This window comes from Microbacterium bovistercoris, assembly GCF_003387575.1.
GTDB lineage: Bacteria > Actinomycetota > Actinomycetes > Actinomycetales > Microbacteriaceae > Microbacterium > Microbacterium bovistercoris.
Genome location: NZ_QUAB01000048.1, coordinates 103,788 through 129,638 on the forward strand (window position 1 = coordinate 103,788; position 25,851 = coordinate 129,638).

The window sequence follows — 25,851 nt, forward strand, 5'->3', positions numbered from 1 at the left end:
TCGACACTCATCAGTGTCGGCTGGCGTAGGAACGCACGCACATCCCCGCCGTTGTCATCGCCGCGCAAGCTGTCCCGTCAACGCCTCGACCACGGTCGGCAGGGCAGGCTTGTCGAACCCGCCGGGAACGAGCGCGAGCCGGTGAGCCTGTTGCTCGCCGTTCTCCGCACGCCCGTCATCGTGTCGATTCCTCTCTTCGACTCTTAGCAAGCCGAACCAGTCGAGGGTCTTGCGCGCTGAGGAGAAGACGTCCCTGTGAATGCCGTAGTTCTGCAACCGAACTTTCGGATCCATGACGAGTAGCCCTGGTTCCCGCCAGCCACCGCTCTCGCAAGCCACCATGAGAAGGATCGCGATCTCGGAGTCCTCGAGGACGTGGAGCCACCCGTTGGCGACGAACCCGCCGGGCATAGTGAATATCGACTCGGCCTTCGAGGGCACGCGGTACTCCTGCTGCTCCCCGACCGCGTCGACGCCGCGTTCATCGAGGAGGACGAACTTCTCAAAACGGTTGCGCTCGCTCAGCGCGCCCGGAATATCGACCAACCCGGCTTCCGCAAGAGCGATCAGCGCGTTCCGCACACTTCGTGCGCGCTTGTCGCGCGCCGTCAGGTAGACGCCACCTCGATTGCTGTTGGTCGCATCCGTGACGATCAGGTCGGCCCAACCGCGCGCAGTCCGGTGACCACCTACTTCGAACCCGAACTCGACCAACCTCGCTTTGGCTCCCGGTCTACGCGCGGTCTGCACGAGAGAGAGCAACGTCAACACAAACCGCAATGTCGCTCCACGGCTGCTCATGAGGCGCGTCGCCGGAGGACGCAGCTCGCGTGGTAGAGCCTTGCGGTCGGAGGCATTCGAGTCGGCAATTCCGTCCCGGAAGGAGAAGCCCGTGCGGAGCGTGAGGCCAGCGGGAGGCAACTTGCCGCCGATCGACTCGTAGACGCGATCGATCGCGGCGCGCTGTCCGGGTCTCTCTAGCCGTTCCAGCCTCGACTCAAACTTCGGACGCTCCTTCGCTGTCGGCGGCCGCGAGAAGTCAACAGAGATAGGCACAAGCAACACCTCTTACGTCGAATCAGTCTGAACGTCTTAACCAGCCAGAAGGCTCTCTACAGGAGTAGATCAAAGGTAGATTCCTGGCCGGTTAAGACGTGAACCAAGCATACCTGCAGAACCCCTCGCTCTGTGCGTTACTTGATGACCAGGAACGCCAAGTCCAGCGCAAAAGGAGGTGCATGTCGATGGGGGCGAAGGCCGCGACCAACACAGATCAGGGCCAAAAGATCGGGATGTGGACTGCTATCTCCGAAGCCGTCGAGGGCGGATGGGGATCCACATCGCGTCTCTTGGTGGTCTTCCTGCTTCGGGGCGTAATTATGCTCTGCATTGCCGTCGCCGTCGGCCACGGGGATCTCCCCGCGACGATCGCGAAGTTGTTCGGCGAATAACGGCTCCGACTTCCCCCGAGATCATGACGATTCCACAAAGCCCGAAGCGCGACGTCCGTTCGTACCGCAGCCCGTTTCGTCTCGCTCCCCCGCCGCTTGCTCAACGACCGAACGAACTCAACCACCCGAACGCCGCTCCCGCCAGCTCGCGACCTCGGCATCCACGTCGCGCGTCTTCGTCACGACCGGCGGCCCGCCCAGCAGCTGCCGCCGTGCGTCGATGACGCGCCGGTTGAACTCCTCGAGATACTCTCGCACGTCTTCCTCGCGCCGGAACTCGTCGAGCGTCTCCTGCATCCGCCGATCCTCGTCGCGCAGCATGATCGCCGGCGGCCCGAGGCCGGTGAGGTTCTCGGTCTCGATCTTGCGCCGGATCCACCAGTCCGGATCGTGGTGCGTTCCGAGCCCCTCGATCGGCTTGCCGGCGCCAGGCAGGTTGTCGAATGCACCCTGCCGGATGGCGATCTGGATCGCCGTCTCGACCTGCTCCGCCATGTTCTGCGCGTTCAGCGCCGAGCCATGAGGGGCCGATGCCGCAGCATCCTGCTCGTCCTTCGGATCCGTCATGACGCACCTCCGTGACCGCCAGCCTACGACGTCATCGACTGCGCCACTTCTTGACGAGAGCACCGCGTATCGACGTCGACAAGCGGTGTGCTCGACGGCAGGCGGTTCACTCGCGAGGCGCCCCGCACTCACCCCACGGATGCCTGCAGCAGATTGCTCCACGGATCGTCGAAGCTCACGGTGCGGCCGTCGTCGCGCACGGCGAAGCCGTGATCGCGCAGCCGCTCGCTCAGCGCGCCCAGGGCGTCCGCGTCGGGGAGCGTCAGATCGACGCGACCCAGACCGAGTGCAGGCATCCGTCGTCCCGCCCCGCGCGACTCCCACACGTTCATCGCCATGTGGTGGTGATACCCGCCCGCGCTGACGAACAGCGCGCTCGACCCCAGCGACGCCGTCGCATCGAAGCCCAGCGCGTCGACGTAGAAGCTGCGCGCCGTCGCGACATCGCCCACAGACAGGTGCACATGACCGACGGATGCCGCATCCTGCGCCGTCGATCCCTGGATGACAGCCTCGGTCAGATGCTCGCCGAGGTACGCGTTCGGGTCCAGGTGCAGCGTCGCCATCTCGACCTGTCCGTGCGTCCACGACCACTCGGTTCGCGCCCGGTCCCAGTACAGCTCGATGCCGTTCCCCTCCGGATCCGTGAAGTAGAAAGCCTGGCTGACCAGGTGATCCGCACTGCCGGTGAAGGTGCCGGGCGCGTGCCTGGCCACCGAGTAGACGGCGGCGGCCAGCGCCGCCTGCGATTCGAACAGGATGGCCGTGTGATAGAGCCCCGCGGAGCCGGATGCCGCGTGCCGCAGCTCTGCCGCATGGCGCAGCACGACGATCGGAACCCCGGCCCTGCCGAGCGTCACAGTGTCACCCTCGGCCCCGAGCACCTGCAGCGTGACGACGTCACGGTAGTACCGCGTCATGGCGTCGAGGTCACCGACGAGCAGGGTCACCGCGCCCATGCGGGTGGCGTCGGCGAGGCGGTCGGATGCTTCGGATTCCATACGCGTTGCAACCTCAGCCACCCTGGGCGCATTCCTCTGCATGGAGATCACCTGGGTCCGGCGATGTCTCACCCCCGCCGTAGTGTTGGCTCGAGGGGGGTGCGATGAAGAATCCACGGAGCGCGAAGGGCCGCCATCCGACGCTGGCGAGAAGCAGTTACGCGATAGGCGTCCTGGCACTCCTCGCCGCCCTCGGCCTGATCGGCATCACCACAGCCGGCGCAGACCTGCTGGACATCGCTCCTCGACGAGCGTGGGCCGGTTGGTTGCACTGGGCCTTCGACTCCGAGCCCTGGTGGTTCGCCCTCGCGCTGGGAATGGTATTCATCGGGGTGCAGATGCTGGCGTCGCCACGACTCCACGGCGGCGGCGCAGGCGAGCAATCAGTGCGCAACTGGATCGCCGGCATCACGATGGCAACCGCCGTCGGCACGATCGCCGCCTGGTTGTTGGCTGTGGTCGGGGGCATCTTCTGGGCTGTCACCGTTCGCCCGCTGACAGTGCTGCCCGTGGCCGCAGTCGTGTTCACCGGGTTCGCGACAGCACTGGTTGCCGCCGGCGGTGTGCTGGCCGGGCGGTATTACTTGCCGCGCGACTCGGCCGCGAGGCTCAGCGACGAGATCCGCGATCTGGAGCTCGAAGTCGAGTTCCGGGCAGAGGACCTCCGCCTCGTCTCCCGTGACCATCCCGTGCTGATGGTCTGCGGTGGGCTTGCAGTGTCGATCGCGCTGGTCGTGGGTCTCGCGTTCCTGTGGCATGTCACCGTACCGACACTCCCGGCGTCGACTGTCGGCATTGTGCTCGGATCGGTGCTCGCGTCACTCACCATGCTCATCGACACCCCCGGATACCCCGCGCAGCAGCGCGGACTGATCGGCGGGCTGGCATGGTTCTTGCACACCCTGTCGAGCGTCGGGGTCGCGTTTGTCGGCACGGCGGCGCTGGCGGACCCTTTGGATGACGCGCCGTTGTGGGTGGGCAACACGGCCGGAATCAGTGTCCTTCTCGGCCTGTTCCTCCTCTCGATGTGGGCCGGATACGCCGTCCAACGCGGAGCGCGGAACCACGGCTTCCAGAATCGGCTACTGACGTGGATATTCCCGTTCACCATGCTTCTCCTCTCGTCGGTGAGCGCGGCGAATCGATTGGCTGCGCGGAGAAGTGAACTGGCCGCTACCGTCGGAGGAGACAACACCGACTCCGACGAAGCAGAGCAGATCCGCGCATGGCTGACAGGTTGAAGTCATCGGCTCTCGACCAGATCTTCACCATTGACATTCGAAAATTTGTTCGATACTCTGGATGCATGACAACGCACCTGTCGGCACTTCTCGAGACCGTCACCGGTCTCGAGATGGCGTGGGCGGATGCTGCGGACGCGACTGAGATGACTCGCGATCAGCTGATGCGGGCGAGCGAAGAACTCACGCTGGCACGGCGCCAGATGGATGCACTGCTCGCAGAGGTCGCGGCCGAGATCTCGCACGAGTCCCGAGCCGAGCTCGGTCCGGAGGGCCTGGCGAAGCAGCAGGGATATCGCAGCACCACGCAGCTGATCGCGGCATCGACCCGCGGCACCACGGGTGAAGCGGCCCAGCTGGTCAGGGTCGGCGAGGCGATCGCGCCGCGCTCCAACCTGCTGGGCGAGAAGCTGCCGGCGAAGTACCCGTTCCTGCAGCGGGGAGTCGCCTCCGGCGAGCTGAGCATGGCCGCCGCCGCGCAGATCATCGCGCTCCTCGACCGCGTGCGCATCAAGATCGGTGCCGAGCGGACAGCCGAGGCGGAGCAGTTGCTGGCAGCCCGGGCAGCGGGGCAGTCGCTCGACAATGTGCGCAGGATGATCGTGCACGCCGAGGCGCACCTCGACCCTGACGGCATCGAGCCCTCCGAAGACGAGCGGCGTGCCCAGCGGTCGGCGACGATGTTCGAGCGCGACGGCAACCTGCACGTGCACCTGGTCACTCCGGCCGAAGAGGGCGCCGCGATCCGCGCAGCCGTGCAGGGCTATGTGTCCGCGCAGTTCGCCGCTCGCAAAGACGCAGTGGACCCCAACGGACCAGACGCCGACCACCGCACCGTGCAGATGATGCAGGCCGACGCCTTCACGCTGTTCTGCCAGCACATGCTCTCCTGCGCGCACACCGACGTTCCGCTGCACGGCGCGACCGTCATCGTGCGCATCGACCTCGAAGAACTCACCTCCGGCACCGGTCACGGCACGATCGACGGCACCGACGCCCCGATCAGTGTCAGCGCGGTGCGGCGGATGGCCGCCGGCGGCGGCATCATCCCGTGCGTGCTCGGCTCGGAAGGCGAGATCCTCGACTGGGGCCGTGAGCGGCGGCTTTTCACCAGGGCACAGAAGCTCGCGCTGGCCGAACGGGACGGCGGATGCGCGATGTGCGACCTTCCACCGTGCATGACCAAGGTCCATCACCTGCGATGGTGGCAACGCGACGCAGGTCCCACCGACCTCGACAACGGCATCCTGCTCTGCGAGAGCTGCCACCACCGCATCCACGACAACGGCTGGGAGATCCGCATCGACGGCACCGGCACGAGTGCCCGTGTCTGGTTCCTCCCCCCTCCGCACGTCGACCCGTCTCGCACGCCGCGCCTCGGCGGCCGGGCGCGCTACGCGATCGCGGCCTGACGCGACTGCCCCAGGCTCCTGAGCGAGCGATTCCGTTCACTGGGCCGGCGCCCAGCACCGGCTCCTGAGCGAGCGATTCCGTTCACTGGGCCGGCGCCCAGCACCGGCTCCTGAGCGAGCGGAGCGAGACGAAGGACCGGACCTGCGCTCGAATAGGCTCGTACCCGTGCCGAAACCGACCCTGAACCGCGAGATCCTGCGGCTCGCCGTGCCCGCGCTCGGCGCGCTCGTCGCCGAACCGCTGTTCCTCATCGTCGACGCCGCGCTGGTCGGTCACCTCGGCACCGTTCCCCTCGCAGGGCTCGGCATCGCCAGCGCCGTGCTGCAGACCATCGTCGGCCTGATGGTCTTCCTCGCCTACTCGACCACCCCCGCCGTCGCCCGCCGCTTCGGCGCGGGAAAGCCCGGCGACGCGGTCTCGGCCGGCATCGACGGGATGTGGCTCGCCCTCGGCCTCGGTGCGGTGCTCGCCGTCGTCGGCGCGCTCGCCTCACCATGGCTCGTCTCACTGTTCGGCGCTTCCGAGGCCGTGGCATCCCAGGCGATCACCTACCTCTCGATCTCGATGTGGGGCCTGCCGGCCATGCTCATCGTGTTCGCCGCCACGGGCCTCCTGCGCGGCATGCAGGACACCGTCACCCCGCTCTGGATCGCCGGCCTCGGCTTCGCTGCGAACGCCCTGCTGAACTGGCTGTTCATCTACGGCTTCGGATGGGGCATCGCCGGCTCAGCCTTCGGCACCGTGCTCGCCCAGTGGGGCATGGTCGGCGCCTACGCACTCGTCGTGCAGCGCCTCGCCCGTCGGCACGGTGCCTCGCTGCGCGCGCACCGCGACGGCATCCGCGGCACCGCCCGCTCAGGCGGCTGGCTGTTCCTGCGCACGGTCAGCCTGCGGGTCGCCCTGCTCGCCACGGTCGGCGTCGCGACCGGCATCGGCACCGACGAGCTCGCCGGCTGGCAGATCGTGTTCACCATGTTCTCCACCGCAGCGTTCGCGCTCGACGCCCTCGCGATCGCCGCGCAGGCGCTGATCGGCAAGTCCCTCGGCGCCGGCGACGACGGCGAAGTGCACCACGTGCTGCGCCGCACCGTCGCCTGGGGCGCCTGGTTCGGCGTCATCGTCGGAGCGATCATCGCCGCACTGTCCGGAGTGCTCGGGCTGCTCTTCACCGGCGATCCCACCGTCGCCGCCCTCATCCAGCCCGCCCTCATCGTGCTCGCGATCGCGCAGCCGATCGCCGGCATCGTGTTCGTTCTCGACGGCGTGCTGATGGGCGCGAACGACGCGAAGTACCTCGCGATCGTCGGCGTGCTCAACCTCGTGCCGTTCCTGCCCGCGCTCTGGATCATCGCCGCGACCGGCGTCGACGGCGCCGCCGGTCTCGTCTGGCTCGCGGTCGCCTTCTTCGGCGTCTACCTGCTCGCCCGCCTCGGCACGCTCGGCTGGCGGGTCAGGACGGATGCCTGGATGCGGATGCCCGCCTGACCCGAAGGCCAGACGGGCACCCGCCCGCAGTGACGCAGCGTGCCCAACTTCGGATGCTGCGGCGCGATCCGCCGGCGTCAGCAGCCATCCGCCGGCGGGTCGCCTCCCGGATCCGAAGCTGCGCACAGATTCCGCAGCCGCGCCTCCCGTCAGCGCCGCCTCACGCCTCCCGGCTCTCATGCAACTCGAGCTCATGCAGCAGGCGCGAGCGGAGCGCAGCATCCGCCTCGCGCCGCCCGGCGGCCTCCGGCTCGACCGTCGACTCCTCGGCCCGGTGCATCGCGTACCCCCAGGCAGCCAGCCCCAGCGCCGGACCCCACAGCCAGAACGGGAACACGATGAGGAACTCGATCTGCGCACCGGCACCGACCGGCGCGAAGCGCCCCTCCAGCACCGACGTCAGGAACTCCGCACCACCGGCGACGAACAGCACGGCCACGATCATCGCAGAGATCACCGGCAGGCCGACCGGCACGGTCCGCCCGCCGATGCCCGCGAACCATCGCGGGAACCGCTCGCCGAACGGAAGCACCAGCCCCAGCGTGAGCAGCCCGGCCATCAGCATCCCGAAGCCGAGCGAGAGCCCGATCACCATCACATCGGACGACTCTGCCAGCACCTCGGCACCAGGACCGAACAGCGGCCACGGCGTGAGCCAGGTCGCCCGCACGAACGCGTAGGGCGCCGCGCACGAGGCGGCGATCACCGTGATGGCGACGCGGTGCGCGAGCACCCACCGAGCGACCCCTCCGCGCCCCGTCCCGTCGCCGATCGCACTCAGCACGATGCCGGCGGCGAGCACCAGGTACGCACCGGTGACCGCGATCCGCGGAGCCTCGACGATCAGGCTCGCGAGCACGTCCGGCAGCAGTGGCTCGCCGCCCAGCCGGATCGTCGCGTACCCGCCGATCGCGACGAGCAGAGCGGCCACAGGGATCCCCGCGAACGGCCGCCGGATCGCCAGCAGCGCCGTCCCGACGATGACGAGTCCCATCGCGGTCAGGGCGAACGCGTAGCCGGCGACCGGGATCGCGTTACCCGGGGCGAGCACGAGTGCGGCGGCGGTGACGACGACTGCCGCGACTTCCATCGCGCCGGGGATCTCGCGGCCGCGCGCCCTGGCGAACAGCGCCAGCGAAACGACGACACCGACGGTGCCGACGAGCAGGCCGACCAGGGCCGCGAAGAACGGATCCACGACCCGGTCGAGCAGGCTCGGCGACAGTCCGGAGTACCAGGCCGCGAATTCCGGGGCCGCCAGCCGGAGCAGGGAGAGGGCCGCAATCGCCGCAGCGCACAGGGCGGCCAGCAGGGGCAGTGTCGTTCTCGTCCGAATGTCCATGACTCGACGGTAGGAATCAGCGGCATCTGCCCGCGTCGCCCTCGGGGGCGATCGTCCTCACCCTGGCGGGTGACTCCCCGGTTCACCGCCCGGCGCACCGCCGGGACGCAGGATCCCGTTCTCATAGGCCCAGATGACGACATGCAGACGATCGGGCAGGCCGAGTTTCGCGAGCACCGACTTCACATGCGTCTTCACCGTGTTCTGCGACACGAACAGCCGCTGCGCGATCACCTCGTTGCCGGCCCCGGTCGCCAGCAGCCGCAGCACGTCCTGCTCCCTCGGACTCAGCGCGGCGAGCGCGGCATCCGCGTTCCCTACTGCAGCCCCCTCGCGCACGAATCCCACCATGGCCGCGATCGCGGCATCCCCCATCGCCGCCTCGCCGTCCGCCACCGCGACGACGGCGTCGGCGACCGCCTGCGGCGTGGCGTCCTTGGTGAGGAACCCGCTCGCACCGGCGCGGATCGCGCCGAACACGTACTCGTCGAGGTCGAAGGTCGTCAGCACGAGAACCCGGGTGGAGGGGCGGATGCGGCGCACCTCGGCGGTCGCGGCGATGCCGTCGGTCCCCGGCATCCGCACGTCCATCAGCACCACATCGACCGCACGCGCGTGCACGAACGAGATCGCCTCGTCGCCGGACCCCACCGATCCGACGATCTCGATGCGCTCATCCCGCGCGAGCATCATCGCGAGCGCCTCGCGCAGCAGCTCCTGGTCGTCGGCGAGCAGTACCCGCACCGTCATGCGTCCTCCTCCACCGGCAGCACGGCGCGCAGCCGCCAGCCGTCCTCGGTCGGCCCCGAATCGAACGATCCTCCGGCCAGGCGCACGCGCTCGGCGATTCCGGCGAGGCCGGTTCCCGTTCCGAGCCCCGCCCCGGATGCTCCTGAGCCGCCGTCGTCGTCGATCGTGACCACCAGGTCCGATCCCCATTCCAGCCTCACCTGCACGGCACGCGGCGGAGCCGTGTGCCGGATCGCGTTGGTCAGCCCCTCCCGCACCACCGGCAGCAGAGCGAGCAGCACTGGCGCGGAGAGCACGCGGCGCGTGCCGTGCTCGCGCAGATCGATGCGGGTCTCCGGACTGCGTGCACCGGCGATGATGCCGCCCAGAGCGTCGAGGCCCGCGGCGGGCTGCAGCGGTGCATCATCCCGCACGATCCCCCGCATGCCGCGCAGGGCGCTGCGACCGCTGTCGAGCACGACGTCGAGGGCGCGCTCGCTCACCTCCGGCCGCTCACGCAGGAATCCGCGGGCGACCTCGGCCTGGGCGAGCATCACGGTCAGCGAGTGCGCGACGACATCGTGCAGCTCAGCGCTGATCCGCGTCCGTTCATCGGCGAGCGCCTCGCGCACCCGCGCCTCCTGCTGCTCCACCGCCTGGGCTCGGCGCAGCCGCTGCAGAAGCCCGAACGCCCATGCCGCGGCGTTCGCGGCGACGAGGCCGAGGAAGGCGCCGAGCTCCCAGATCGGGTCGATGAGTTCCGGAGCGGTGAGCACCACGAATCCCGCCCCGACGACGGCGGTGGCGATCGCGAGAAGCGCATACCGGCGGTCGCAGCGCACGGCGACCTGGTGCACGCAGACCAGATACGCGAGCGCCGACGGATAGAGGGCCGTGGTGACTCCGACGGCCACAGGGAAGACCGCGAGCAGCAGCATGATCGCGCTCGCGGCGACGAACGCGCCGAGCGGATACCGGGAGGCGAAGAACGAGACGACGTGCAGGGCGACGAACAGCGCGCCGGCAGCGAGCGCGAACGGCAGCGTGAGCGCGGTCGGCTGCTGGGCGAGCGCGACCAGCGACGCCGGAAGCAGGATCACCGCGAGCAGCCCGGGGACGAGCAGGTCGAGCCGGAGGGAGGCGCGCGGCATGCCCCCATGCTGTCATGCGCCTCGGCGCAGGTGCATCACCCCCGCGGGTGAGTGCGACTCGCGCTCCACATGCGCGAATACCAGGACGTCGTCCACGGAAAGGGTTCTCTCCGCGCTGTGCGCCCGCCGGCCCTGGCATCCTCGTTCACAACCGGTCATCATGAAAGGGTGCTGACCATTACCGAGCCCCAGGCGTGGACCCTGATCGGCGTCTTCGCCGCAGGGCTCTTCGGCATGATCACGCTGATGTCGACGATGTTCGTACGCATCATCAAGACCGAGATCGGCTCGGTCCGCAGCGAGATCGGCTCCCTGCGCTCCGAGATACACTCCGAGTTCCGCGGCGTGCACCAGCGCATAGACCGGCTCGACAGCGACGTCAACGCGCTCATGAAGCACACCTTCGGCATTCAGCGCGACTGATCCGTTCAGGAGTGCCGGCGGCACCACTCGTACATCACGACGGCCGCGGCGGCGCTCGCGTTGATCGAGCGGGTCGAGCCGTACTGGGTGATCTCGATGTGACCGGATGCCGCTGCGAGCGCCTCCTCCGACAGGCCGGGGCCCTCCTGGCCGAACAGCAGCACGCACCGCTCGGGCACCTCGGCCCGATCGACGGGCACGGCTTCGCCGACGTTGTCGACGGCGATGATCGGGAGGCCGGCACCCGTCGCCCAGGCGGCGAACGTCGCGACGTCCTCGTGGTGGACGACGTGCTGGTACCTGTCGGTGACCATCGCGCCTCGCCGGTTCCACCGGCGCCGGCCGATGATGTGCACGGTGTCGGCGAGGAACGCGTTGGCGCTGCGCACGATCGACCCGATGTTCATGTCGTGCTGCCAGTTCTCGATCGCGACATGGAACGGATGCCGCTTCGTGTCGAGGTCGGCGACGATCGCCTCCATGCGCCAGTACCGGTAGCGGTCGATCACGTTCCGGGTGTCGCCCAGCTCGAGCAGTTCGGGGTCGTACTGCGGTCCCTCCGGCCACTCGCCCTGCCAGGGGCCGACGCCGTATCCCGGCTGGGCGGTCGAGCCCGCGGGGGCGTCGGAGGTCTGCTCATCCATCCCGACCAGCGTAACCGCGGACGCACGAGGACTGACTTTTAGGTGCACCGAAAAGTGAGTAGGATTTCGGCATGCCTAAAACTGCGACGACGCCCTTTCCCGCACCAGCTCGCGGTGTGCGGCGTTCGCCGCTGCGCGGGATCTGGCTGCTCGGACCGGCGCTCGTCGCCGGCGTCGCCTATCTCGACCCCGGGAACGTCGCCAGCAACATGACCGCCGGCGCACGCTACGGCTACCTGCTCGTGTGGGTCGTGCTGGTGGGCAACCTCATGGCCTGGCTGATCCAGTACCTCTCCGCCAAGCTCGGCGTCGTCACCGGACGGAGCCTGCCCGAGGTGCTCGGCGAGCGCATCCGCAACCCCTGGGCGCGTCGCGCCTATTGGCTCCAGGCGGAACTGGTCGCGATGGCGACCGACATCGCCGAGGTGCTCGGCGGCGCGGTCGCCCTGAACCTGCTGTTCGACGTGCCGCTGCTGCTCGGCGGCATCATCACCGGCGCCGTGTCGATGGGCCTGCTCCTGGTGCAGTCCCGCCGCGGCCCCCGGCACTTCGAGTTCGTGATCATCGGCCTGATGTCGCTGATCGTGATCGGCTTCGTGGCCGGCCTCTTCGTCGCCCCGCCCGATCCGGCCGGCGTCGCGAGCGGCCTGATCCCGCGCTTCACCGACAGCGGCTCGGTGCTGCTGGCCGCCTCGATCCTGGGTGCGACGATCATGCCGCATGCGATCTATGCGCACAGCGCGCTCGCCCGCGACCGCTTCGGCGACCCCCGTGACCCCAACCCGCCGAGCATCCGCACGCTCATCACCGCGACCCGGTGGGACGTCACCGTCGCGATGATCATCGCCGGCTCGGTGAATCTGGCGATCCTGCTGCTCGCCGCGGCCAACCTCGCCGGCGTCGACGGCACGGACTCGCTCGAGGGCGCCTACGCGGCGATCAGCGAGAACCTCGGCGCCGTGATCGGCACCCTGTTCGCGGTGGGTCTGCTCGCCTCGGGGCTGGCATCCACCTCGGTCGGCGCCTATGCGGGGGCCGAGATCATGCACGGCCTGCTCTCCGTGCGGATCCCGCTGCTCACCCGCCGCCTGGTCACCCTGATCCCGGCGCTGTTCATCCTCGCCGTGGGGTTCGACCCCACGCTCGCGCTCGTGCTGAGCCAGGTCGTGCTGTCGTTCGGCATCCCCTTCGCGCTCATCCCGCTGGTCGCGCTCACCGCTCAGCGCCGCACCCTCGGCGGCTACGCGAACCGGCACCTGACCACCGTGCTCGGCGTGATCTGCTCCGTACTGCTGATCGCACTCAACACGACCCTGCTCGTCCTGATCGCGAGTGGCGCCTGAACCGGAGCGAGGCACGGCGCCCCGCTCGGCATCCCGCGGCTGCACCAGATCCTCGCGGCTGCACCAGCTGCCGTCGAGTGCACCGGTTATTGACGTCGACAGATGGTTCAGCGGTCGGCAAGTGGTTCAGCGCGGCGAAGTAGGCTTGTGGAGTGTCCGCCACCCAGAACCGAGACGACTCCGATGCGCGCCGCGCGATGCGCCTGTGCACCTGGTTCTCGCTGGGCACCGGTGCACTGGGCGTACTGCTGCTGTTCATGCCCTATCTGCTCCCGTTCGGCGGCCCGTGGGTGCAGCTGGCGCTGGGCGTGATCACCCTGATCCTCGCGTTCCGCGCGCGCCGCATCGGCACACAGGGCGTCGAGGACTACGACGGCCGCCTCTCGCTGCTGGCCGCGATGGCCGGCTTCGCGATCTGCTTCTTCGCCGGACAGGTGGCCTTCGGCGAGATCATGCGTCTGGTCGGACAGGGCTGATGGCCTCCCCCGCTGCGGACGACTATCTGAAGACCGTCTACTCGCACACCGAGTGGCAGGACGCGCCGATCACCCCGTCGCAGCTCGCCGCGAAGCTCGGCATCGCCCCGTCCAGCGTCACCGAGATGGTCAAGAAGCTGGCATCCGCCGGCCTCGTATCGCACGTCCCCTACGGGGCCGTGAAGCTGACGGATGCCGGGGAGCGCCGCGCCCTCGAGATGCTGCGCCGGCACCGGCTCATCGAGACCTGGCTGGTGCGCGAGTTCGGCTACGCGTGGGACGAGGTGCACGACGAGGCCGAGGTGCTCGAGCACACCATCAGCGACCGGCTGCTGGAGGGCATCGACGAGCGGCTCGGCCGCCCGCGGTTCGACCCGCACGGCGACGCGATCCCGGATGCCGCCGGACACGTCATCCGCGAGCCGTTCGTACTGCTGGCGGATGCCGCCCCCGGCCACGCCGGCCGCGTGCTGCGCGTCGACGACCGCGATCCGGAACTGCTGCGGGCGCTGGAGGCGCTCGGCATCGACGTGGCATCCGAGCTCGTCGTGACGGCCGCCGGCGTCGAGCGGGGCGGGCGCACCGTGGCGCTGCCCGAGGGCTCGGCGGGCGTGATCTGGCTGAGCGCCTGACCCGCATCGCACCGGATGGGCAGTTCTCCCCATCTGTCGGGTTCCGCACCTGGCCCTAAGCTGGACGGAACCGGGGGGTGCGTCTCAGTGACACAGGATTTCAGCGTCACGCTGCCAGTGCTGTCCACGCACCGTTCTGAACTCGAGATCGCGGCCCGCGAGCTCGGCTCGCAGATGGACACCGCGCACGCGTCGGACACGGGCGTCAAGGCGCCGGTGGGGCGCACCTCGCTCCGAGAGATGCTGGAGGGCGCGATCGGCGAGTCTCGGGCGCTGGTCCTCGCCGGACAGGACGACGTCGGCAAGGTGGTCGCCAGGCTGATGAACCTCGAGACCCAGTCACAGGAGCTCGATCTCCGTCTCGGGGCCGGCTGGGAGGACCTGCCGCTGTGACGACATCGCCCAAGGGATATCCGTTCGAGCACATCGAGTACGACGTCGGCCAGATGAACAGCCTGCACGGCAACCTGGAGGATGCTGCCGAGAAGGTCGACGTGATGCAGCTCGTGCTGCGCAACGTCACCCACCATCTCGAAGGACGTGGCCAGGCGCTGGACACGGCACGCAGCATCGCGGCAGAGGTCGCGGACGCGTTCGCCTCTCCGGGCGCGCAGATCCGTCGGCTCAAGAGCATCGTCATCGACTACGGAACGGCCGCGGAGGAGCACGGCGGATCAGCCAACCGCCTCATGTCCGCAGTCACCGACGCACAGACGTCGCTCGCGGCGGCGGAGTCCGACCTGCTGGACGCGAACACGGATCTCGGGGCGTGGGTGAACAGTGACGAGTACGCGTCGTGGCAGGCAGGTGAGGAGACGAGCAGGGCGGCCGGCACGCTGCGAGCTCAGGACACCCGCTATCGCGACGAGGTCGAGTCCGCCACGACGACCCGCGACACCGCCGCATCAGATCTCTCCGAAGCCTGGACTGCCTGGGAACGCTCCTTCGAGTCATGGGATGACGCGTACGCCAGAGCGGTCGCAGCTCTTGCGAGCATCGACCGGGGCTACGTGTCGGCGGCGGACGCCGCGACGCTGGCCGCACTCGCCGACGCGGATTCACCGGAAGAGGTCGCTGCCGTCTGGGACGCCCTCGGCGATGAGGAGAAGGCACTGCTCGCGTCGCGGTTCCCCAGTCTGATCGGCAATCTCGAGGGCATCCCCTACGAGTACCGGATCGCGGCGAACATCACCGCTCTCGAAGCCGCGAGCAAGACCTCATGGGGAGACCCCACCGACCATGAGATCGCCGTACTCCTCGATGAGCTGCGTCGAGGCGGCGTGCCGGTGTCGCTCAACCTCTTCGACAACAACCAGGGCACGGCGGCGATGCTCTACGTCGACGGCTTCAGCTATCAGGAGGGTACGTTCACCGACCCTTTGTCCGGCGTGGCGAACGTCAACGTGCTGCTCGGCGGGATGCTGACGGAGCTCGGCGGTCTCGGCGACTGGGGCACCACCGCCAGGACCATGAACGAGGCCGTGCCAGGGCGCAGCGCGACGATCGTCTGGTTCGGCTACGACACACCCAACTACGGCACAGTCGGCAGCCTGGATCAGGCGGTGACCGGTGCCCAGACCCTGACGAGCTTCCTGAGAGGGCTGGATCAGGTGTCGCCCGCCGATGCCGTGACGACCGTGATCGGGCACTCCTACGGCAGCACGACGGCGTTCCTCGCGGTCGGGAGCGCACCGGACAGCCTCGGCGTCGACAACCTCGTCGCCATCGGCTCCGCCGGCCTGACCGATCGCGCCCTCGGAGACGACCCCGATTCCCGCGTCGACTACTCGGGCACGAACATCTACGCCTCCACATCCCCCGAGGACCGCTGGGCCGAGAAGGGGCGCTGGGCCCCTCCGCTCACGAATCTGTTCACCTGGGGCACGCATCCGATCGATCCGGGCAGCCTCGACGGCGCCGTCAACTTCGACAGCAACGGCGGATACGGCCCCAACCTGGACGGGTCCGAGCCGACCGAGCAGCACCACGACGGTGAGCCGCTGGTGCAGACTCCCGGGCACGGAACCCACTCCGAGGGCGACTTCCCGATCGGGAACACGGACTACCCCGGCGGATATCTTCAGGACGGATCCGAGTCCTTCGCGAACATCGTGGAGATCATCAAGACGGGCGATCCCCTGACCACACCGGGCGGATACGGCAGCGACGACTGGTGGCTGTGGTGAGGCGCCCGTTCGCATGGAGACGACTGCTGGCGACGCTCGCGCTGGCGATGACAGGAGCTGTGATCTTGACCGGATGCGACACGGACGCCCCCGCACCTTCCGGCGACGCGCTCTACGCCGACGCCGAGCAGACCTACCTCGAGTACCGGGAGTTCGTGAACGGCGTGCAGTCCGTGCTGTCGACCGATCCGTGGACCATCGGGCAGATCGGCCGATACGGGATGCAGCCCGGCAGCTGCGACGGCGACACCGGTTACCAGTTCGATCTCGGTCGCACGCTGCAGCTCGGTCGCACGCTGCAGATGGATGCCGCCGACCGGGACGCGAACGCGGAGGCCGTCACCCGTCACCTCGAGGAGGCCGGGCTGTCGCCGCGACAGCGCACCCTCGGCGACGGGGACAAGTCCCTCGTGCAGGTCGCCGTGCGCGACGAAGGCGGATTCGAGCTTCTGCTCGTCGAGTTCGGCTACGACGGCACCGTTCGCGTCTCGGCCACCACGGCGTGCCGCCCCGGCGACGCGCTGGCGCTGTCGGATCTCATCTTCGGCGACGTGCGCTTCCTCGGCGGCTACCTGCCCGACGACGTCGAAGCCCCCACCGACCCACTGTTCTTCGGCATCACCCCGGGCGACCCGCAGTTCGTCCGCGAGACGCCCGCGCCCTAGCATCCGCAAATAGGCTGTGCGCATGGGAACGCGCTTCTTCGACGTCGGCACCGCGCAGCTCGCATTCGACGCTCATGGTGAAGGACCGGTCGTCGTCATCGCGCACGGCCTGACGATGAGTCGCGCTGCGGACCGCGAGCAGGCGCTCACCGAGTGGGACCGGCTCGTGAAGAAGGGATTCCGCGTCGTCGCGTACGACGCCCGTGGCCACGGCGAGACCGCCGGACGCGACGAGCCGGACGACTACCGCTGGGAGAACCTGGCGACCGACCTGCTCGCACTCGCCGAGGCGATCTCGCCCGACGAACCGGTGCACGCGATCGGCTCATCGATGGGAACAGCGACGATCCTGCACGCACTGACCCGCCGTCCGGAGCGCTTCCGCTCGGTCGCGCTCACCGCGCCGCCGACCGCGTGGGAGACCAGGAAACTCCAGCAGCGCGTGTACGAGGCGACCGCCGCAGCGGCCGAGACGATGACGCTCGACGACTTCGTGGCGGCATCCGCAGCAGCCCCCGTGCCGGAGATCTTCGCCGAGCGCTGGAACCCCGGCCCGCCGAGCATCGACATGGCCGTGCTGCCCGCGGTGTTCCGCGGCGCGGGCGTCAGCGATCTGCCCGCACAGGAGGAGGTCGCCCGCATCGAGACCCCGGCGCTGATCCTCCCGTGGGCGACGGACCCGGGGCATCCGCTCTCGACCGCGGAACGGCTCACGGAGCTGATGCCGCACGCCGAGCTCGAGGTCGCGGAGGACATCGCGACGATCAAGGCCTGGCCGAACCGCGTCGCGGAGTTCTTCACCGCGCACCCGTGACTCACGCGCCGCTCTAGGCTGGGCGTCATGGCAGAACGCTCCGAGATCGAATGCTGGCTCACCGACATGGACGGCGTGCTCGTGCACGAGAACGACGCCATCCCCGGGGCATCTGAGCTGCTCGCCGGCTGGGAGGAGGCCGGCCTGCCGTACCTGGTGCTGACGAACAACTCGATCTTCACCGCGCGCGACCTCTCCGCACGACTGCGCGCCAGCGGACTGCACGTGCCCGAGGACCGCATCTGGACCTCCGCGCTCGCCACCGCCGACTTCCTGGCCGCGCAGGTGCCCGGCGGCTCCGCGTTCGTGATCGGTGAGGCGGGCATCCTCACCGCCCTGCACGACGCGGGGTTCATCATGACCGAGACCGACCCCGACTTCGTCGTCGTCGGCGAGACCCGCAACTACTCCTTCGAGGCGATCACGAAGGCGATCCGGCTGATCGACGGCGGCGCACGGTTCATCGTCACGAACCCGGATGCCACAGGGCCGAGCGCCGAGGGGCCGCTGCCGGCGACCGGCGCGATCGCGGCGCTCATCACCAAGGCCACCGGCCGCGAGCCGTACGTGGTGGGCAAGCCGAACCCGATGATGTTCCGCTCGGCGCTGAACAAGATCGGCGCGCATTCCAAGCGCACCGGCATGATCGGCGATCGCATGGACACCGACATCGTCGCCGGGATCGAGGCGGGGCTGCACACCGTGCTGGTGCTGACCGGCATCAGCGACCGCGCCGAGATCGAGAAGTACCCGTTCCGTCCCGACGAGGTCGTGGGTTCGGTCGCCGATCTGCTGCCGGAGAAGCGCTGATGGGTGCGCTCGACGACGGCGAGCGCGTGGTGGCGGCCGATGCCGCCACCTGGCGCGCCTGGCTGACCGAGAACCACGCCACGTCGAAGGGCGCCTGGCTGGTGCGGCCGCGGCCGGGCAACGACGACGTGCTCATCGGCTATGAGGACTCGATCCTGCAGGCGCTGTGCTTCGGCTGGATCGACGGCCCGGTGCGCAGCTTCGACGAACGCATCGGGGGCCTGTGGTTCGCACCGCGCCGCGCGTCCAGCGGCTGGGCGGCGACGAACAAGGCCCGCGTCGCGAGGCTCGAGGCGGAGGGGCTGCTCGAACCCGCCGGCATCCGGGCGATCGAGATCGCGAAGGAGAACGGTGCATGGGAGGTGCTCGACGGCCCCGAGGCGGGCATCGAGCCCGCCGATCTGACGGCGGCGCTGGACGCCGCGCCCGCGGCGCGCGCCGGCTGGGACGCGTTCCCTGCTTCCTCGCGCAAGATGGGTCTCACGCAGATCGCGATGGCCAAGCGCGCAGAGACCCGCGCGAACCGCATCGCGAAGATCGTGGCGGATGCCGCAGAGGGGAAGCGCCCATGAGCCAGCAGGATCTGCTGTTCCTGGTGATGATCACGATCGGGCTGGCGACGCTCGCCGTCTTCGCCGTGCAGCTGCTCCGGCGGCCGAAGCGCGATGACAAGGGCGCCTGGTACGAGGGGCCCTGGGACGACGACGACAAGCCGCGCGGACCGCAGGGCGGCGACCGCTGACGGACGCGCTCCTTACAACGTTGGACAACGCTTTCCCGATCCTCTAGGTTGATCTGGAACCGCCGCCCCCACGACGCCTGGAGCACCATGATCACCGCCGCACCCTCCCCTCTCGCCCCGGTCATCGACCGCCGCATCTACGGCCAGTTCGCCGAGCACCTCGGCCGCGGCATCTACGAGGGCCTGTGGGTGGGCACCGACTCCCCGATCCCGAACCGCAACGGCCTGCGGACCGATGCGATCGACGCGCTGCGCGCGATCAAGGTGCCGGTCGTGCGCTGGCCGGGCGGATGCTTCGCCGACGAGTACCACTGGCTGAAGGGCGTCGGCCACCAGCGCGGCGCGATGGTCAACACGCATTGGGGTGGCGTCGTCGACCCGAACGAGTTCGGCACCCACGAGTACTTCGAGCTGCTGAACCAGCTCGACGCCGAGGCGTACATCAACGGCAACGTCGGCAGCGGCGCCGTGGCGGAGATGCAGGACTGGATCGAGTACATGACGCTCGACAGCCACACCGAGATGGCCGAGCTGCGCAAGCGGCACGGCCGCGAGCAGCCCTGGAAGGTGCAGTTCTTCGGCGTCGGCAACGAGAGCTGGGGCTGCGGCGGCAACATGACCTCGCTGCACTACGCGAACCTGTACCGCCAGTACCAGACCTATGTGCGGAACTACGGCGACAACCGCATCACGAAGGTCGCCTGCGGCGCGAATGCCGACGACTACGAGTGGACCGACGTCGTGATGGCGCGCGCCGCCGAGCACATGGACGCGCTGAGCCTGCACTACTACACGCTGCCCACCGGCGAGTGGGACGTGAAGGGCGCCGCGATCGGCTTCGGAGATGCCGACTGGTACGAGACGATCCGTCGCACCCTCATGATGGACACCCTGCTCACCCGGCACGGCCAGCTGATGGACAGGCACGACCCTGCGAAGCGCGTCGGCCTGTACGTCGACGAGTGGGGCACCTGGTACGACGTCGAGCAGGGCACCAACCCCGGCTTCCTCTACCAGCAGAACACCATGCGCGACGCGGTGGTCGCGGCGCTCAACTTCAACGTGTTCCACCGGCACGCCGACCGCGTGCGGATGACGAACATCGCGCAGATGGTCAACGTGCTGCAGGCGATGCTGCTCACCGACGGCGAGCGGATGCTGAAGACCCCGACGTATCACGCGTTCGCGCTGTACACCGATCACCACGACGCGACGTCGGTTCCGGTGCGCGGCGTGCTGCCCGCGCACACCGACCTCACGCTCTCGCATCGCGACGGCGCCTACACGGCGAGTGCCGTGAACTACGGCCTGGATCGTCAGGCCGAGATCGAGATCGTGCTGCCCGGCGCGATCGGCGAGCTGCTGCGCAGCGACATCCTCACCGCGGAGCAGGCCGACGCGCACAACACGTTCGAGGCGCCGGATGCCGTCGCGATCACCGGCTTCGACGCCGTGCGGATCGCAGGCGACCGGATGACGCTGACGCTGCCGCCGCGCAGCATCGTGACGGTGCGGGGGCGCGTCGCGGAGTGAGCCGCGCGCTCAGCGACCGCGGTCGCCGTTCGTCACGCATACCCGGCGTCAGAGCGGGGCGAGCTGCGACCTGAGCGGAGAGACGGCGCGCAGAGCGGGACGAACTGCGCCGGGAGTGCCCGCGGGGCCCGCAGACGGATGACGCCCGCGGCGCCCGCGACGCCGTCTACCGCAGCACGAACGCGGCGGCGCCGATGAGGGGGCCCTCGCCGGCGAGCCCGGAGCGCAGCACGCGGGTGCGGCGGGAGTAGGCGTGCACGGCGGATGCCGAGAGCGCATGCTGCACCAGGTCGACGTAGTCCACCGAGACGTGCGAGAAGCCGCCGCCGATCGCGACGACGTCGAGGTCGACCAGCGTCGCCGCGTCGGCCAGAGCCTCGCCGACCGCCTTCGCCGATCGCTCGATCGCGGCGCGCGCGATGGCGTCGCCGGCAGCGGCGTCGCGGGCGAGGTCCTCGCCGGTGTCGCCGGTCCATCCCTGCGTCCTGGCCCAGGCTGCGGATGCCGGACCAGAGGCGATCTCCTCGAGTGTGAGGCCGCCCTCGCGGCGCACCTGGCCGAGGTGACCGGCGTTGCCGCTCGCACCTGGGGCGTATTCGCCGTTCAGCACGAAACCGCCGCCGACTCCCGTCGACACGACGATCGACAGCGAGGCCTTGGCACCCTGCGTGGCGCCGAGCCACGATTCGGCGAGCGCGAGCGCTCCGCCGTCGTGCCCCAGCACGGCGTGCACGCCGCGGCCGAGTGCGGCGGATGCCGCTGCGCTCACCGCGGTCACGACGTCGAAGCCGTGCGCGAGGGGCATGTTCACCGGGGAGATCACGCCGGCGGACCGGTCGACGGGTCCCGCGCTGCCGATGCCCGCGCCGATCAGGTCGTCGTCCGTGGGCAGGACGGCGAGCGCCTCGGCGACGGCCTCGCGGACCGCGGTGTCCAGCGCCGCGGCATCCGCGTCACGACCGGTGGGCCGGCGCACGCGGCTCGCCGCGATGAGCGAACCGTCCTCCCGGACGAGTGCGGCCTCGAGCTTGGTGCCGCCGATGTCGACGGCGAGCGCGGTGCGGGTCACTGCGGGTCCAGGCCCAGGTCGTCGAGGTCGTAGGCGGCGAGCCACTGCAGCCCTTCGGCCTCGATCGCTGCCTGCGCCCCGGTCTTGCGGTCGACGATCACGGCGACCGCGACGACCTCGGCGCCCTCGCGGCGCAGCACCTCGACGGCCTTCAGCGCGGACTGGCCGGTGGTCGAGGTGTCCTCGAGCACGACGACGCGCTTGCCCTTGACCTCCGCGCCCTCGATCTGGCGGCCGCGGCCGTGGTCCTTGGGCTCCTTGCGCACCACGAACGCGTCCAGAGGGCGCTCGGGCGAATCCACCGAGGCGTGCATCACGGCGTTCGCGATCGGGTCGGCGCCGAGCGTCAGACCGCCGACGGCCACCACGTCGGTGTCCTTGATGAGATCGAGCATGATCCGCCCGATCGCCGGAGCGGCGCGGTGGTCGAGCGTGAGCTTGCGCATGTCGACGTAATAGGTGGCCTTCTTGCCGCTGGAGAGCGTGAAGTCGCCGTGGAACACCGCCTCTCCCTTGATCAGATCGAGCAGGGTCTGGCGGTCTGCGGCGAGGTCGGTCACGGCATCAAGTCTATTCAGGCGACGCCCCGCCGCCTATCGTGGCATCCGAGGAGGTCCTCCATGTTCTCTTACGATCCGTACGCCGCTCTCGCAGAGCTGCGCCCCGTCGCCCCGCTCGAACTGACCAGCCCGGACTTCGAGGCCGGCGGTCCGGTGCCCGTGTCGGCCTGGTCCGCCAGCCGAGGCGGTGAGGACCGGCATCCGACCCTGCGGTGGTCGCAGCCGCCGGCGGGCACGAAGAGCATCGCGATCTCCTGCTTCGATCCGGATGCCCCGACCGGATCGGGCTTCTGGCACTGGGCCGTCGGCAACCTGCCCGCCGACCTGAGGTCGCTGGACGCGGGAGACGGGGATGCCGCATCCCTGCCGGCCGGCGCCGTCGTGCTGCCGAACGAGGCCAGACTGCAGCGCTACATCGGCGCCGCTCCCCCGCCCGGAACCGGTGTCCACCGCTATTTCTTCGTCGTGGATGCGCTCGACGTCGAGGCGATCGACCTGGACGGCGACGAGACGCCCGCCTACCTGGGCTTCAACCGGCACTTCCACTGCCTCGCCCGCGGTGTGCTGATCGGCACGGCCGACCCCGCCGAGCGCTGACGCGCAGGTCCGCACGCGCCACACCGGAGGCGGTGTTCGGCGTGCACTGGGAGGGCACTGGACTTTTCTTGACATCAAGACATATACTTCCATCATGCGATACTCCAGTTTCGCTATGTGAATTCTTGACGGCCAAGGAAATGAGGAGACACCGATGTCCACCCACCGTCAGACCGCCGCGATCACCTACGAGACGGCGGCACGAGCGATCGCCATCGCCATGGAGGTCGGCGCTGAGCACGACGTGCGCGTCGTGGCCGCCGTGGCCGATCCGTCGATGACCCTGATCGCCTACGGAATGGCCGACGAGGCCACCCCGCACAGCGCCGAGACGAGCCGTCGCAAGGCCGCGACCGCGGCATCCGTACGGCGCCGCACCGCGCAGATCCCGGATGCCCTCGCAACCACCCTGCCGCTCGGAACGGGCGGCGCACTGACCACGATCGACGGAGGCGTGCCGATCGTCTTCGACGACCAGCACGTCGGCGGCCTCGGCATCGCCGGCGGCCCGCCCGCGGTGGATGCCGCGATCGCCATCGAGACCCTCACGCGCCTCGGCGCACGTACAGAAGGAATGGAAATATGACCTCGCATCTCACCCGCGCAGACCTCTCGGTCGCCGCGCCGATCGTCGAGTTCGCTGAGGCGTCGCTCGCCGAGTCCGGTCGCGACGTCGACGCGTTCTGGGCCGGAGCGAGTGCGATCGTGCACGACCTCGTCCCCCGCAACGCCGCCCTGCTCGCCAAGCGCGCCGAGCTGCAGGAGCGCATCGACGCGTTCCACAAGGCGAATCCGGGCGTTCCCGACAAGGACGCCTATCGCGCACTGCTGAACGAGATCGGCTATCTGGTGCCGGTCCCCTCAGACGTCACGGTCACCACCGAGGACGTCGACCCCGAGATCGCCACGATGGCAGGTCCCCAGCTGGTCGTGCCGCTGCTGAACGCCCGGTTCGCCATCAACGCCGCGAACGCCCGCTGGGGTTCGCTCTACGACGCCCTGTACGGCACCGACGCCATCGACCAGACCGGTGAGCTGGCCCCGGGCAAGGAGTTCAATTTCACCCGCGCCGCCGCCGTCGTCGCGCGCGGACGGCAGTTCCTCGACGAGATCGCCCCGCTCACCGAGGGATCGCACACGGATGCCACGGGCTACCGCGTCGACGCGGACGGCCTGGTCGTGCAGACCGAGGGCGGCGACCGCCGCCTCGCCACCCCTGCCGTGTTCGTCGGTTTCACCGGCGAAGCGGATGCCCCCACCGGCATCCTGCTGGTGCACAACGGCCTGCACGCTGAGATCGTCATCGACCGCGCGGGCCGCATCGGCACGACGGATGCCGCCGGCGTGCAGGACATCATCCTGGAGTCCGCCATCACCACGATCCTCGACCTCGAGGACTCCGTCGCCGCCGTCGACGGCGACGACAAGGCGCTCGGCTACCGCAACTGGCGCGGGTTCATGGACGGCACCCTCACCGAGAGCGTCACCAAGGGCGGTCGCACCTTCACCCGTGCGCTGAACCCCGACCGTGTCTACCGCACCGCCGACGGCGGCGAGGTGATCCTGCCCGGCCGCGCCGTGCTGTTCATCCGCAACGTCGGCCACCTGATGCGCACCCCTGCCGTGCTGGACCGCAACGGCGACGAGGTCTTCGAGGGCATCGTCGACGCGATCATGACCGCGCTGGGCTCGCTGCCCGAGCTGGAGGGCCCGAACAAGGGCGCCAACTCGCGCACCGGCTCGATGTACATCGTGAAGCCGAAGATGCACGGCCCGGAGGAGGTCGCGTTCGCGGCCGATCTGTTCGGCCGCGTCGAGGAGCTGCTCGGCCTGCCCGCACGCACCATGAAGGTCGGCATCATGGACGAGGAGCGCCGCACCTCGGCGAACCTCGCCGCCTCGATCGCCGCGGCGTCCGACCGCGTCGTGTTCATCAACACCGGCTTCCTGGACCGCACCGGCGACGAGATCCACACCTCGCTGCACGCCGGTCCGTTCCTGCCGAAGGCGCAGATCAAGCAGCAGCCGTTCATGAAGGCCTACGAGGACCGCAACGTGGCCATCGGCCTGGCATCCGGTCTCGACGGCCGCGCGCAGATCGGCAAGGGCATGTGGGCCGAGCCCGACCTCATGCACGACATGCTCGAGAAGAAGATCGCGCACCCACAGTCCGGTGCTTCGACCGCATGGGTACCGTCGCCGACGGCCGGCACGCTGCACGCGCTGCACTACCACCAGGTGAACCCGTTCGCCGTGCGCGCGACCCTGCCGCCGGTCGGCGAGGAGGCGCTCGACGCACTGCTGGTGCCGCCGCTCGCGGCTGAGGGCGACCTGACGGACGAGGTCGTCGCCACCGAGATCGACAACAACGTGCAGTCGATCCTCGGCTACGTCGTGCGCTGGATCGACCAGGGCATCGGCGTCTCCAAGGTGCCGGACATCCACGACGTCGGGCTGATGGAGGACCGCGCCACGCTGCGCATCTCCAGCCAACTGCTGGCCAACTGGCTGACCCACGGCGTGATCACCGAGGAGCAGATCGACGACAGCCTGCGCCGCCTCGCGGTCGTGGTCGACGCGCAGAACGCCGGCGACCCGAACTACGAGAAGCTCGCGTTCGCCGACGGTGAGAAGCCGGGCATCGCGTACACCGCGGCCCGCCGCCTGATCGTCGAGGGCGCCGCGCAGCCCAGCGGCTACACCGAGCCGCTGCTGCACGGCCTGCGCCGCGAGAAGAAGGCCGAGATCGCCGCGCGCTGAGCGACGTGAACGACGGAGGGGCGGATGCTGCACAGCATCCGCCCCTCCTGCATCTCTGCGCGCTGGCGCCACCACCCTCCATCCGGGTCGCGATTCGTCCCGGTGTCCCTGCTCCACCGACGTTCGGGTCGCACTTCGTCCCGCTCTCGTACCGTCATTCCGAGACGAACTGCGACTCGAATGATGCGGGACACCGCGAAACGAGCCGAAGTGCGAC

The 25,851-nt window shown here is 69.3% G+C and carries 27 protein-coding genes; 18 read left to right on the forward strand and 9 right to left on the reverse strand.

Features of this window, described 5'->3' with window-relative positions; genetic code table 11:
• Positions 1–54 precede the first annotated feature (54 nt).
• From DY023_RS16580 to DY023_RS16595, 3 genes are all read right to left on the reverse strand, one after another.
• The gene (locus tag DY023_RS16580; protein ID WP_147303319.1) at positions 55–1,056 is read right to left on the reverse strand and encodes a hypothetical protein; all 1,002 of its coding nucleotides are present in this window, start codon (positions 1,054–1,056) and stop codon (positions 55–57) included.
• Positions 1,057–1,568: 512 nt separating this feature from the next.
• Positions 1,569–2,018: a DnaJ family domain-containing protein gene (locus DY023_RS16590; protein WP_116243453.1), complete on the reverse strand. Its 450-nt coding sequence runs from the start codon at positions 2,016–2,018 to the stop codon at positions 1,569–1,571.
• 128 nt (positions 2,019–2,146) lie between these two features.
• Positions 2,147–3,019, reverse strand: a complete 873-nt coding sequence (locus DY023_RS16595; RefSeq protein WP_116243454.1) for a VOC family protein — start codon at positions 3,017–3,019, stop codon at positions 2,147–2,149.
• Between the two features lie 104 nt (positions 3,020–3,123).
• Here DY023_RS16595 and DY023_RS16600 point away from each other — a divergent pair, with 104 nt between their 5' ends.
• The 3 genes from DY023_RS16600 (at position 3,124) to DY023_RS16610 (ending at position 7,158) form a co-directional block, all read left to right on the forward strand.
• A complete protein-coding gene (locus tag DY023_RS16600) occupies positions 3,124–4,260 on the forward strand; it encodes a hypothetical protein (RefSeq protein WP_116243455.1) in 1,137 nt (378 codons plus the stop codon).
• Positions 4,261–4,325: 65 nt separating this feature from the next.
• Positions 4,326–5,672 carry an HNH endonuclease signature motif containing protein gene (locus DY023_RS16605; protein ID WP_116243456.1) on the forward strand — a complete coding sequence of 449 codons (1,347 nt, stop codon included), beginning with the start codon at positions 4,326–4,328 and terminating at the stop codon, positions 5,670–5,672.
• Positions 5,673–5,838: 166 nt separating this feature from the next.
• Positions 5,839–7,158 (forward strand): MATE family efflux transporter, encoded by a 1,320-nt coding sequence (locus DY023_RS16610; RefSeq protein ID WP_116243457.1) that lies wholly within the window; start codon positions 5,839–5,841, stop codon positions 7,156–7,158.
• A gap of 160 nt (positions 7,159–7,318) precedes the next feature.
• On the opposite strand, the gene DY023_RS16615 is transcribed toward DY023_RS16610, so the two are convergent.
• From DY023_RS16615 to DY023_RS16625, 3 genes are read right to left on the reverse strand one after another with little or no spacing between them, the layout of a single operon-like run.
• Complete coding sequence (locus tag DY023_RS16615) at positions 7,319–8,500, reverse strand: hypothetical protein (protein WP_116243458.1); 1,182 nt, start codon at positions 8,498–8,500, stop codon at positions 7,319–7,321.
• 57 nt (positions 8,501–8,557) lie between these two features.
• Positions 8,558–9,250, reverse strand: a complete 693-nt coding sequence (locus DY023_RS16620) for a response regulator transcription factor (RefSeq protein ID WP_116243459.1) — start codon at positions 9,248–9,250, stop codon at positions 8,558–8,560.
• Positions 9,247–10,380, reverse strand: coding sequence for a sensor histidine kinase (locus DY023_RS16625; protein WP_116243460.1), 1,134 nt, complete (start codon positions 10,378–10,380; stop codon positions 9,247–9,249). Before DY023_RS16625 ends, DY023_RS16620 begins: the two co-directional genes overlap by 4 nt.
• Positions 10,381–10,548: 168 nt before the next feature.
• Here DY023_RS16625 and DY023_RS16630 point away from each other — a divergent pair, with 168 nt between their 5' ends.
• A complete protein-coding gene (locus tag DY023_RS16630) occupies positions 10,549–10,803 on the forward strand; it encodes a hypothetical protein (protein WP_245958756.1) in 255 nt (84 codons plus the stop codon).
• A gap of 5 nt (positions 10,804–10,808) precedes the next feature.
• On the opposite strand, the gene DY023_RS16635 is transcribed toward DY023_RS16630, so the two are convergent.
• Positions 10,809–11,447: a TrmH family RNA methyltransferase gene (locus DY023_RS16635; protein ID WP_116243461.1), complete on the reverse strand. Its 639-nt coding sequence runs from the start codon at positions 11,445–11,447 to the stop codon at positions 10,809–10,811.
• 71 nt (positions 11,448–11,518) lie between these two features.
• Between DY023_RS16635 and DY023_RS16640 the strand changes: the two genes are divergently transcribed.
• The 11 genes from DY023_RS16640 to DY023_RS16685 all read left to right on the forward strand — a co-directional run bounded on the left by DY023_RS16640 (position 11,519) and on the right by DY023_RS16685 (position 20,648).
• Positions 11,519–12,790 carry an Nramp family divalent metal transporter gene (locus DY023_RS16640; RefSeq protein WP_116243462.1) on the forward strand — a complete coding sequence of 424 codons (1,272 nt, stop codon included), beginning with the start codon at positions 11,519–11,521 and terminating at the stop codon, positions 12,788–12,790.
• 152 nt (positions 12,791–12,942) lie between these two features.
• Positions 12,943–13,266, forward strand: a complete 324-nt coding sequence (locus DY023_RS16645) for a hypothetical protein (protein ID WP_245958757.1) — start codon at positions 12,943–12,945, stop codon at positions 13,264–13,266.
• Positions 13,266–13,898, forward strand: coding sequence for a metal-dependent transcriptional regulator (locus DY023_RS16650; RefSeq protein ID WP_116243463.1), 633 nt, complete (start codon positions 13,266–13,268; stop codon positions 13,896–13,898). The genes DY023_RS16645 and DY023_RS16650 overlap by 1 nt, the downstream gene beginning before the upstream one ends.
• Before the next feature lie 87 nt (positions 13,899–13,985).
• Positions 13,986–14,291 (forward strand): hypothetical protein, encoded by a 306-nt coding sequence (locus DY023_RS16655; RefSeq protein WP_147303320.1) that lies wholly within the window; start codon positions 13,986–13,988, stop codon positions 14,289–14,291.
• Complete coding sequence (locus tag DY023_RS16660; protein ID WP_116243465.1) at positions 14,288–16,084, forward strand: alpha/beta hydrolase; 1,797 nt, start codon at positions 14,288–14,290, stop codon at positions 16,082–16,084. The genes DY023_RS16655 and DY023_RS16660 overlap by 4 nt, the downstream gene beginning before the upstream one ends.
• A gap of 65 nt (positions 16,085–16,149) precedes the next feature.
• Positions 16,150–16,749, forward strand: coding sequence for a hypothetical protein (locus DY023_RS16665; protein ID WP_147303321.1), 600 nt, complete (start codon positions 16,150–16,152; stop codon positions 16,747–16,749).
• Positions 16,750–16,771: 22 nt separating this feature from the next.
• Positions 16,772–17,563, forward strand: a complete 792-nt coding sequence (locus DY023_RS16670; protein ID WP_116243467.1) for an alpha/beta fold hydrolase — start codon at positions 16,772–16,774, stop codon at positions 17,561–17,563.
• A gap of 27 nt (positions 17,564–17,590) precedes the next feature.
• Complete coding sequence (locus DY023_RS16675; RefSeq protein WP_116243468.1) at positions 17,591–18,373, forward strand: HAD-IIA family hydrolase; 783 nt, start codon at positions 17,591–17,593, stop codon at positions 18,371–18,373.
• Entirely contained in the window at positions 18,373–18,945 is a 573-nt protein-coding gene (locus DY023_RS16680) for a YdeI/OmpD-associated family protein (protein WP_116243469.1), read from the forward strand. Before DY023_RS16675 ends, DY023_RS16680 begins: the two co-directional genes overlap by 1 nt.
• Positions 18,942–19,115, forward strand: a complete 174-nt coding sequence (locus DY023_RS18100; RefSeq protein WP_181905884.1) for a hypothetical protein — start codon at positions 18,942–18,944, stop codon at positions 19,113–19,115. The genes DY023_RS16680 and DY023_RS18100 overlap by 4 nt, the downstream gene beginning before the upstream one ends.
• An 87-nt stretch (positions 19,116–19,202) precedes the next feature.
• Positions 19,203–20,648, forward strand: coding sequence for an alpha-N-arabinofuranosidase (locus DY023_RS16685; RefSeq protein ID WP_116243470.1), 1,446 nt, complete (start codon positions 19,203–19,205; stop codon positions 20,646–20,648).
• A 166-nt stretch (positions 20,649–20,814) separates the two neighbouring features.
• On the opposite strand, the gene DY023_RS16690 is transcribed toward DY023_RS16685, so the two are convergent.
• Together DY023_RS16690 and pyrE are read right to left on the reverse strand one after the other, a co-directional pair.
• Positions 20,815–21,717 carry an ROK family protein gene (locus DY023_RS16690; RefSeq protein WP_116243471.1) on the reverse strand — a complete coding sequence of 301 codons (903 nt, stop codon included), beginning with the start codon at positions 21,715–21,717 and terminating at the stop codon, positions 20,815–20,817.
• Positions 21,714–22,277, reverse strand: a complete 564-nt coding sequence (gene pyrE, locus DY023_RS16695) for an orotate phosphoribosyltransferase (RefSeq protein WP_116243472.1) — start codon at positions 22,275–22,277, stop codon at positions 21,714–21,716. Before pyrE ends, DY023_RS16690 begins: the two co-directional genes overlap by 4 nt.
• 60 nt (positions 22,278–22,337) lie before the next feature.
• Here pyrE and DY023_RS16700 point away from each other — a divergent pair, with 60 nt between their 5' ends.
• From DY023_RS16700 to DY023_RS16710, 3 genes are all read left to right on the forward strand, one after another.
• On the forward strand, positions 22,338–22,874 hold the full coding sequence (locus DY023_RS16700; RefSeq protein WP_116243473.1) for a YbhB/YbcL family Raf kinase inhibitor-like protein: 537 nt from the start codon (positions 22,338–22,340) through the stop codon (positions 22,872–22,874).
• Positions 22,875–23,028: 154 nt separating this feature from the next.
• Entirely contained in the window at positions 23,029–23,460 is a 432-nt protein-coding gene (locus DY023_RS16705) for a GlcG/HbpS family heme-binding protein (RefSeq protein WP_116243474.1), read from the forward strand.
• Entirely contained in the window at positions 23,457–25,634 is a 2,178-nt protein-coding gene (locus tag DY023_RS16710; protein ID WP_116243475.1) for a malate synthase G, read from the forward strand. Before DY023_RS16705 ends, DY023_RS16710 begins: the two co-directional genes overlap by 4 nt.
• Positions 25,635–25,851 lie beyond the last annotated feature (217 nt).

Coding starts and splice junctions, on each gene's coding strand:
- DY023_RS16590 (WP_116243453.1), bottom strand. CDS start 2,018: ATGACGGATCCGAAGGACGAGCAGGATGCTGCGGCATCGGCCCCTCAT.
- DY023_RS16595 (WP_116243454.1), bottom strand. CDS start 3,019: ATGGAATCCGAAGCATCCGACCGCCTCGCCGACGCCACCCGCATGGGC.
- DY023_RS16600 (WP_116243455.1), top strand. CDS start 3,124: ATGAAGAATCCACGGAGCGCGAAGGGCCGCCATCCGACGCTGGCGAGA.
- DY023_RS16605 (WP_116243456.1), top strand. CDS start 4,326: ATGACAACGCACCTGTCGGCACTTCTCGAGACCGTCACCGGTCTCGAG.
- DY023_RS16615 (WP_116243458.1), bottom strand. CDS start 8,500: ATGGACATTCGGACGAGAACGACACTGCCCCTGCTGGCCGCCCTGTGC.
- DY023_RS16620 (WP_116243459.1), bottom strand. CDS start 9,250: ATGACGGTGCGGGTACTGCTCGCCGACGACCAGGAGCTGCTGCGCGAG.
- DY023_RS16625 (WP_116243460.1), bottom strand. CDS start 10,380: ATGCCGCGCGCCTCCCTCCGGCTCGACCTGCTCGTCCCCGGGCTGCTC.
- DY023_RS16635 (WP_116243461.1), bottom strand. CDS start 11,447: ATGGATGAGCAGACCTCCGACGCCCCCGCGGGCTCGACCGCCCAGCCG.
- DY023_RS16640 (WP_116243462.1), top strand. CDS start 11,519: ATGCCTAAAACTGCGACGACGCCCTTTCCCGCACCAGCTCGCGGTGTG.
- DY023_RS16650 (WP_116243463.1), top strand. CDS start 13,266: ATGGCCTCCCCCGCTGCGGACGACTATCTGAAGACCGTCTACTCGCAC.
- DY023_RS16670 (WP_116243467.1), top strand. CDS start 16,772: ATGGGAACGCGCTTCTTCGACGTCGGCACCGCGCAGCTCGCATTCGAC.
- DY023_RS16675 (WP_116243468.1), top strand. CDS start 17,591: ATGGCAGAACGCTCCGAGATCGAATGCTGGCTCACCGACATGGACGGC.
- DY023_RS16680 (WP_116243469.1), top strand. CDS start 18,373: ATGGGTGCGCTCGACGACGGCGAGCGCGTGGTGGCGGCCGATGCCGCC.
- DY023_RS18100 (WP_181905884.1), top strand. CDS start 18,942: ATGAGCCAGCAGGATCTGCTGTTCCTGGTGATGATCACGATCGGGCTG.
- DY023_RS16685 (WP_116243470.1), top strand. CDS start 19,203: ATGATCACCGCCGCACCCTCCCCTCTCGCCCCGGTCATCGACCGCCGC.
- DY023_RS16700 (WP_116243473.1), top strand. CDS start 22,338: ATGTTCTCTTACGATCCGTACGCCGCTCTCGCAGAGCTGCGCCCCGTC.
- DY023_RS16705 (WP_116243474.1), top strand. CDS start 23,029: ATGTCCACCCACCGTCAGACCGCCGCGATCACCTACGAGACGGCGGCA.
- DY023_RS16710 (WP_116243475.1), top strand. CDS start 23,457: ATGACCTCGCATCTCACCCGCGCAGACCTCTCGGTCGCCGCGCCGATC.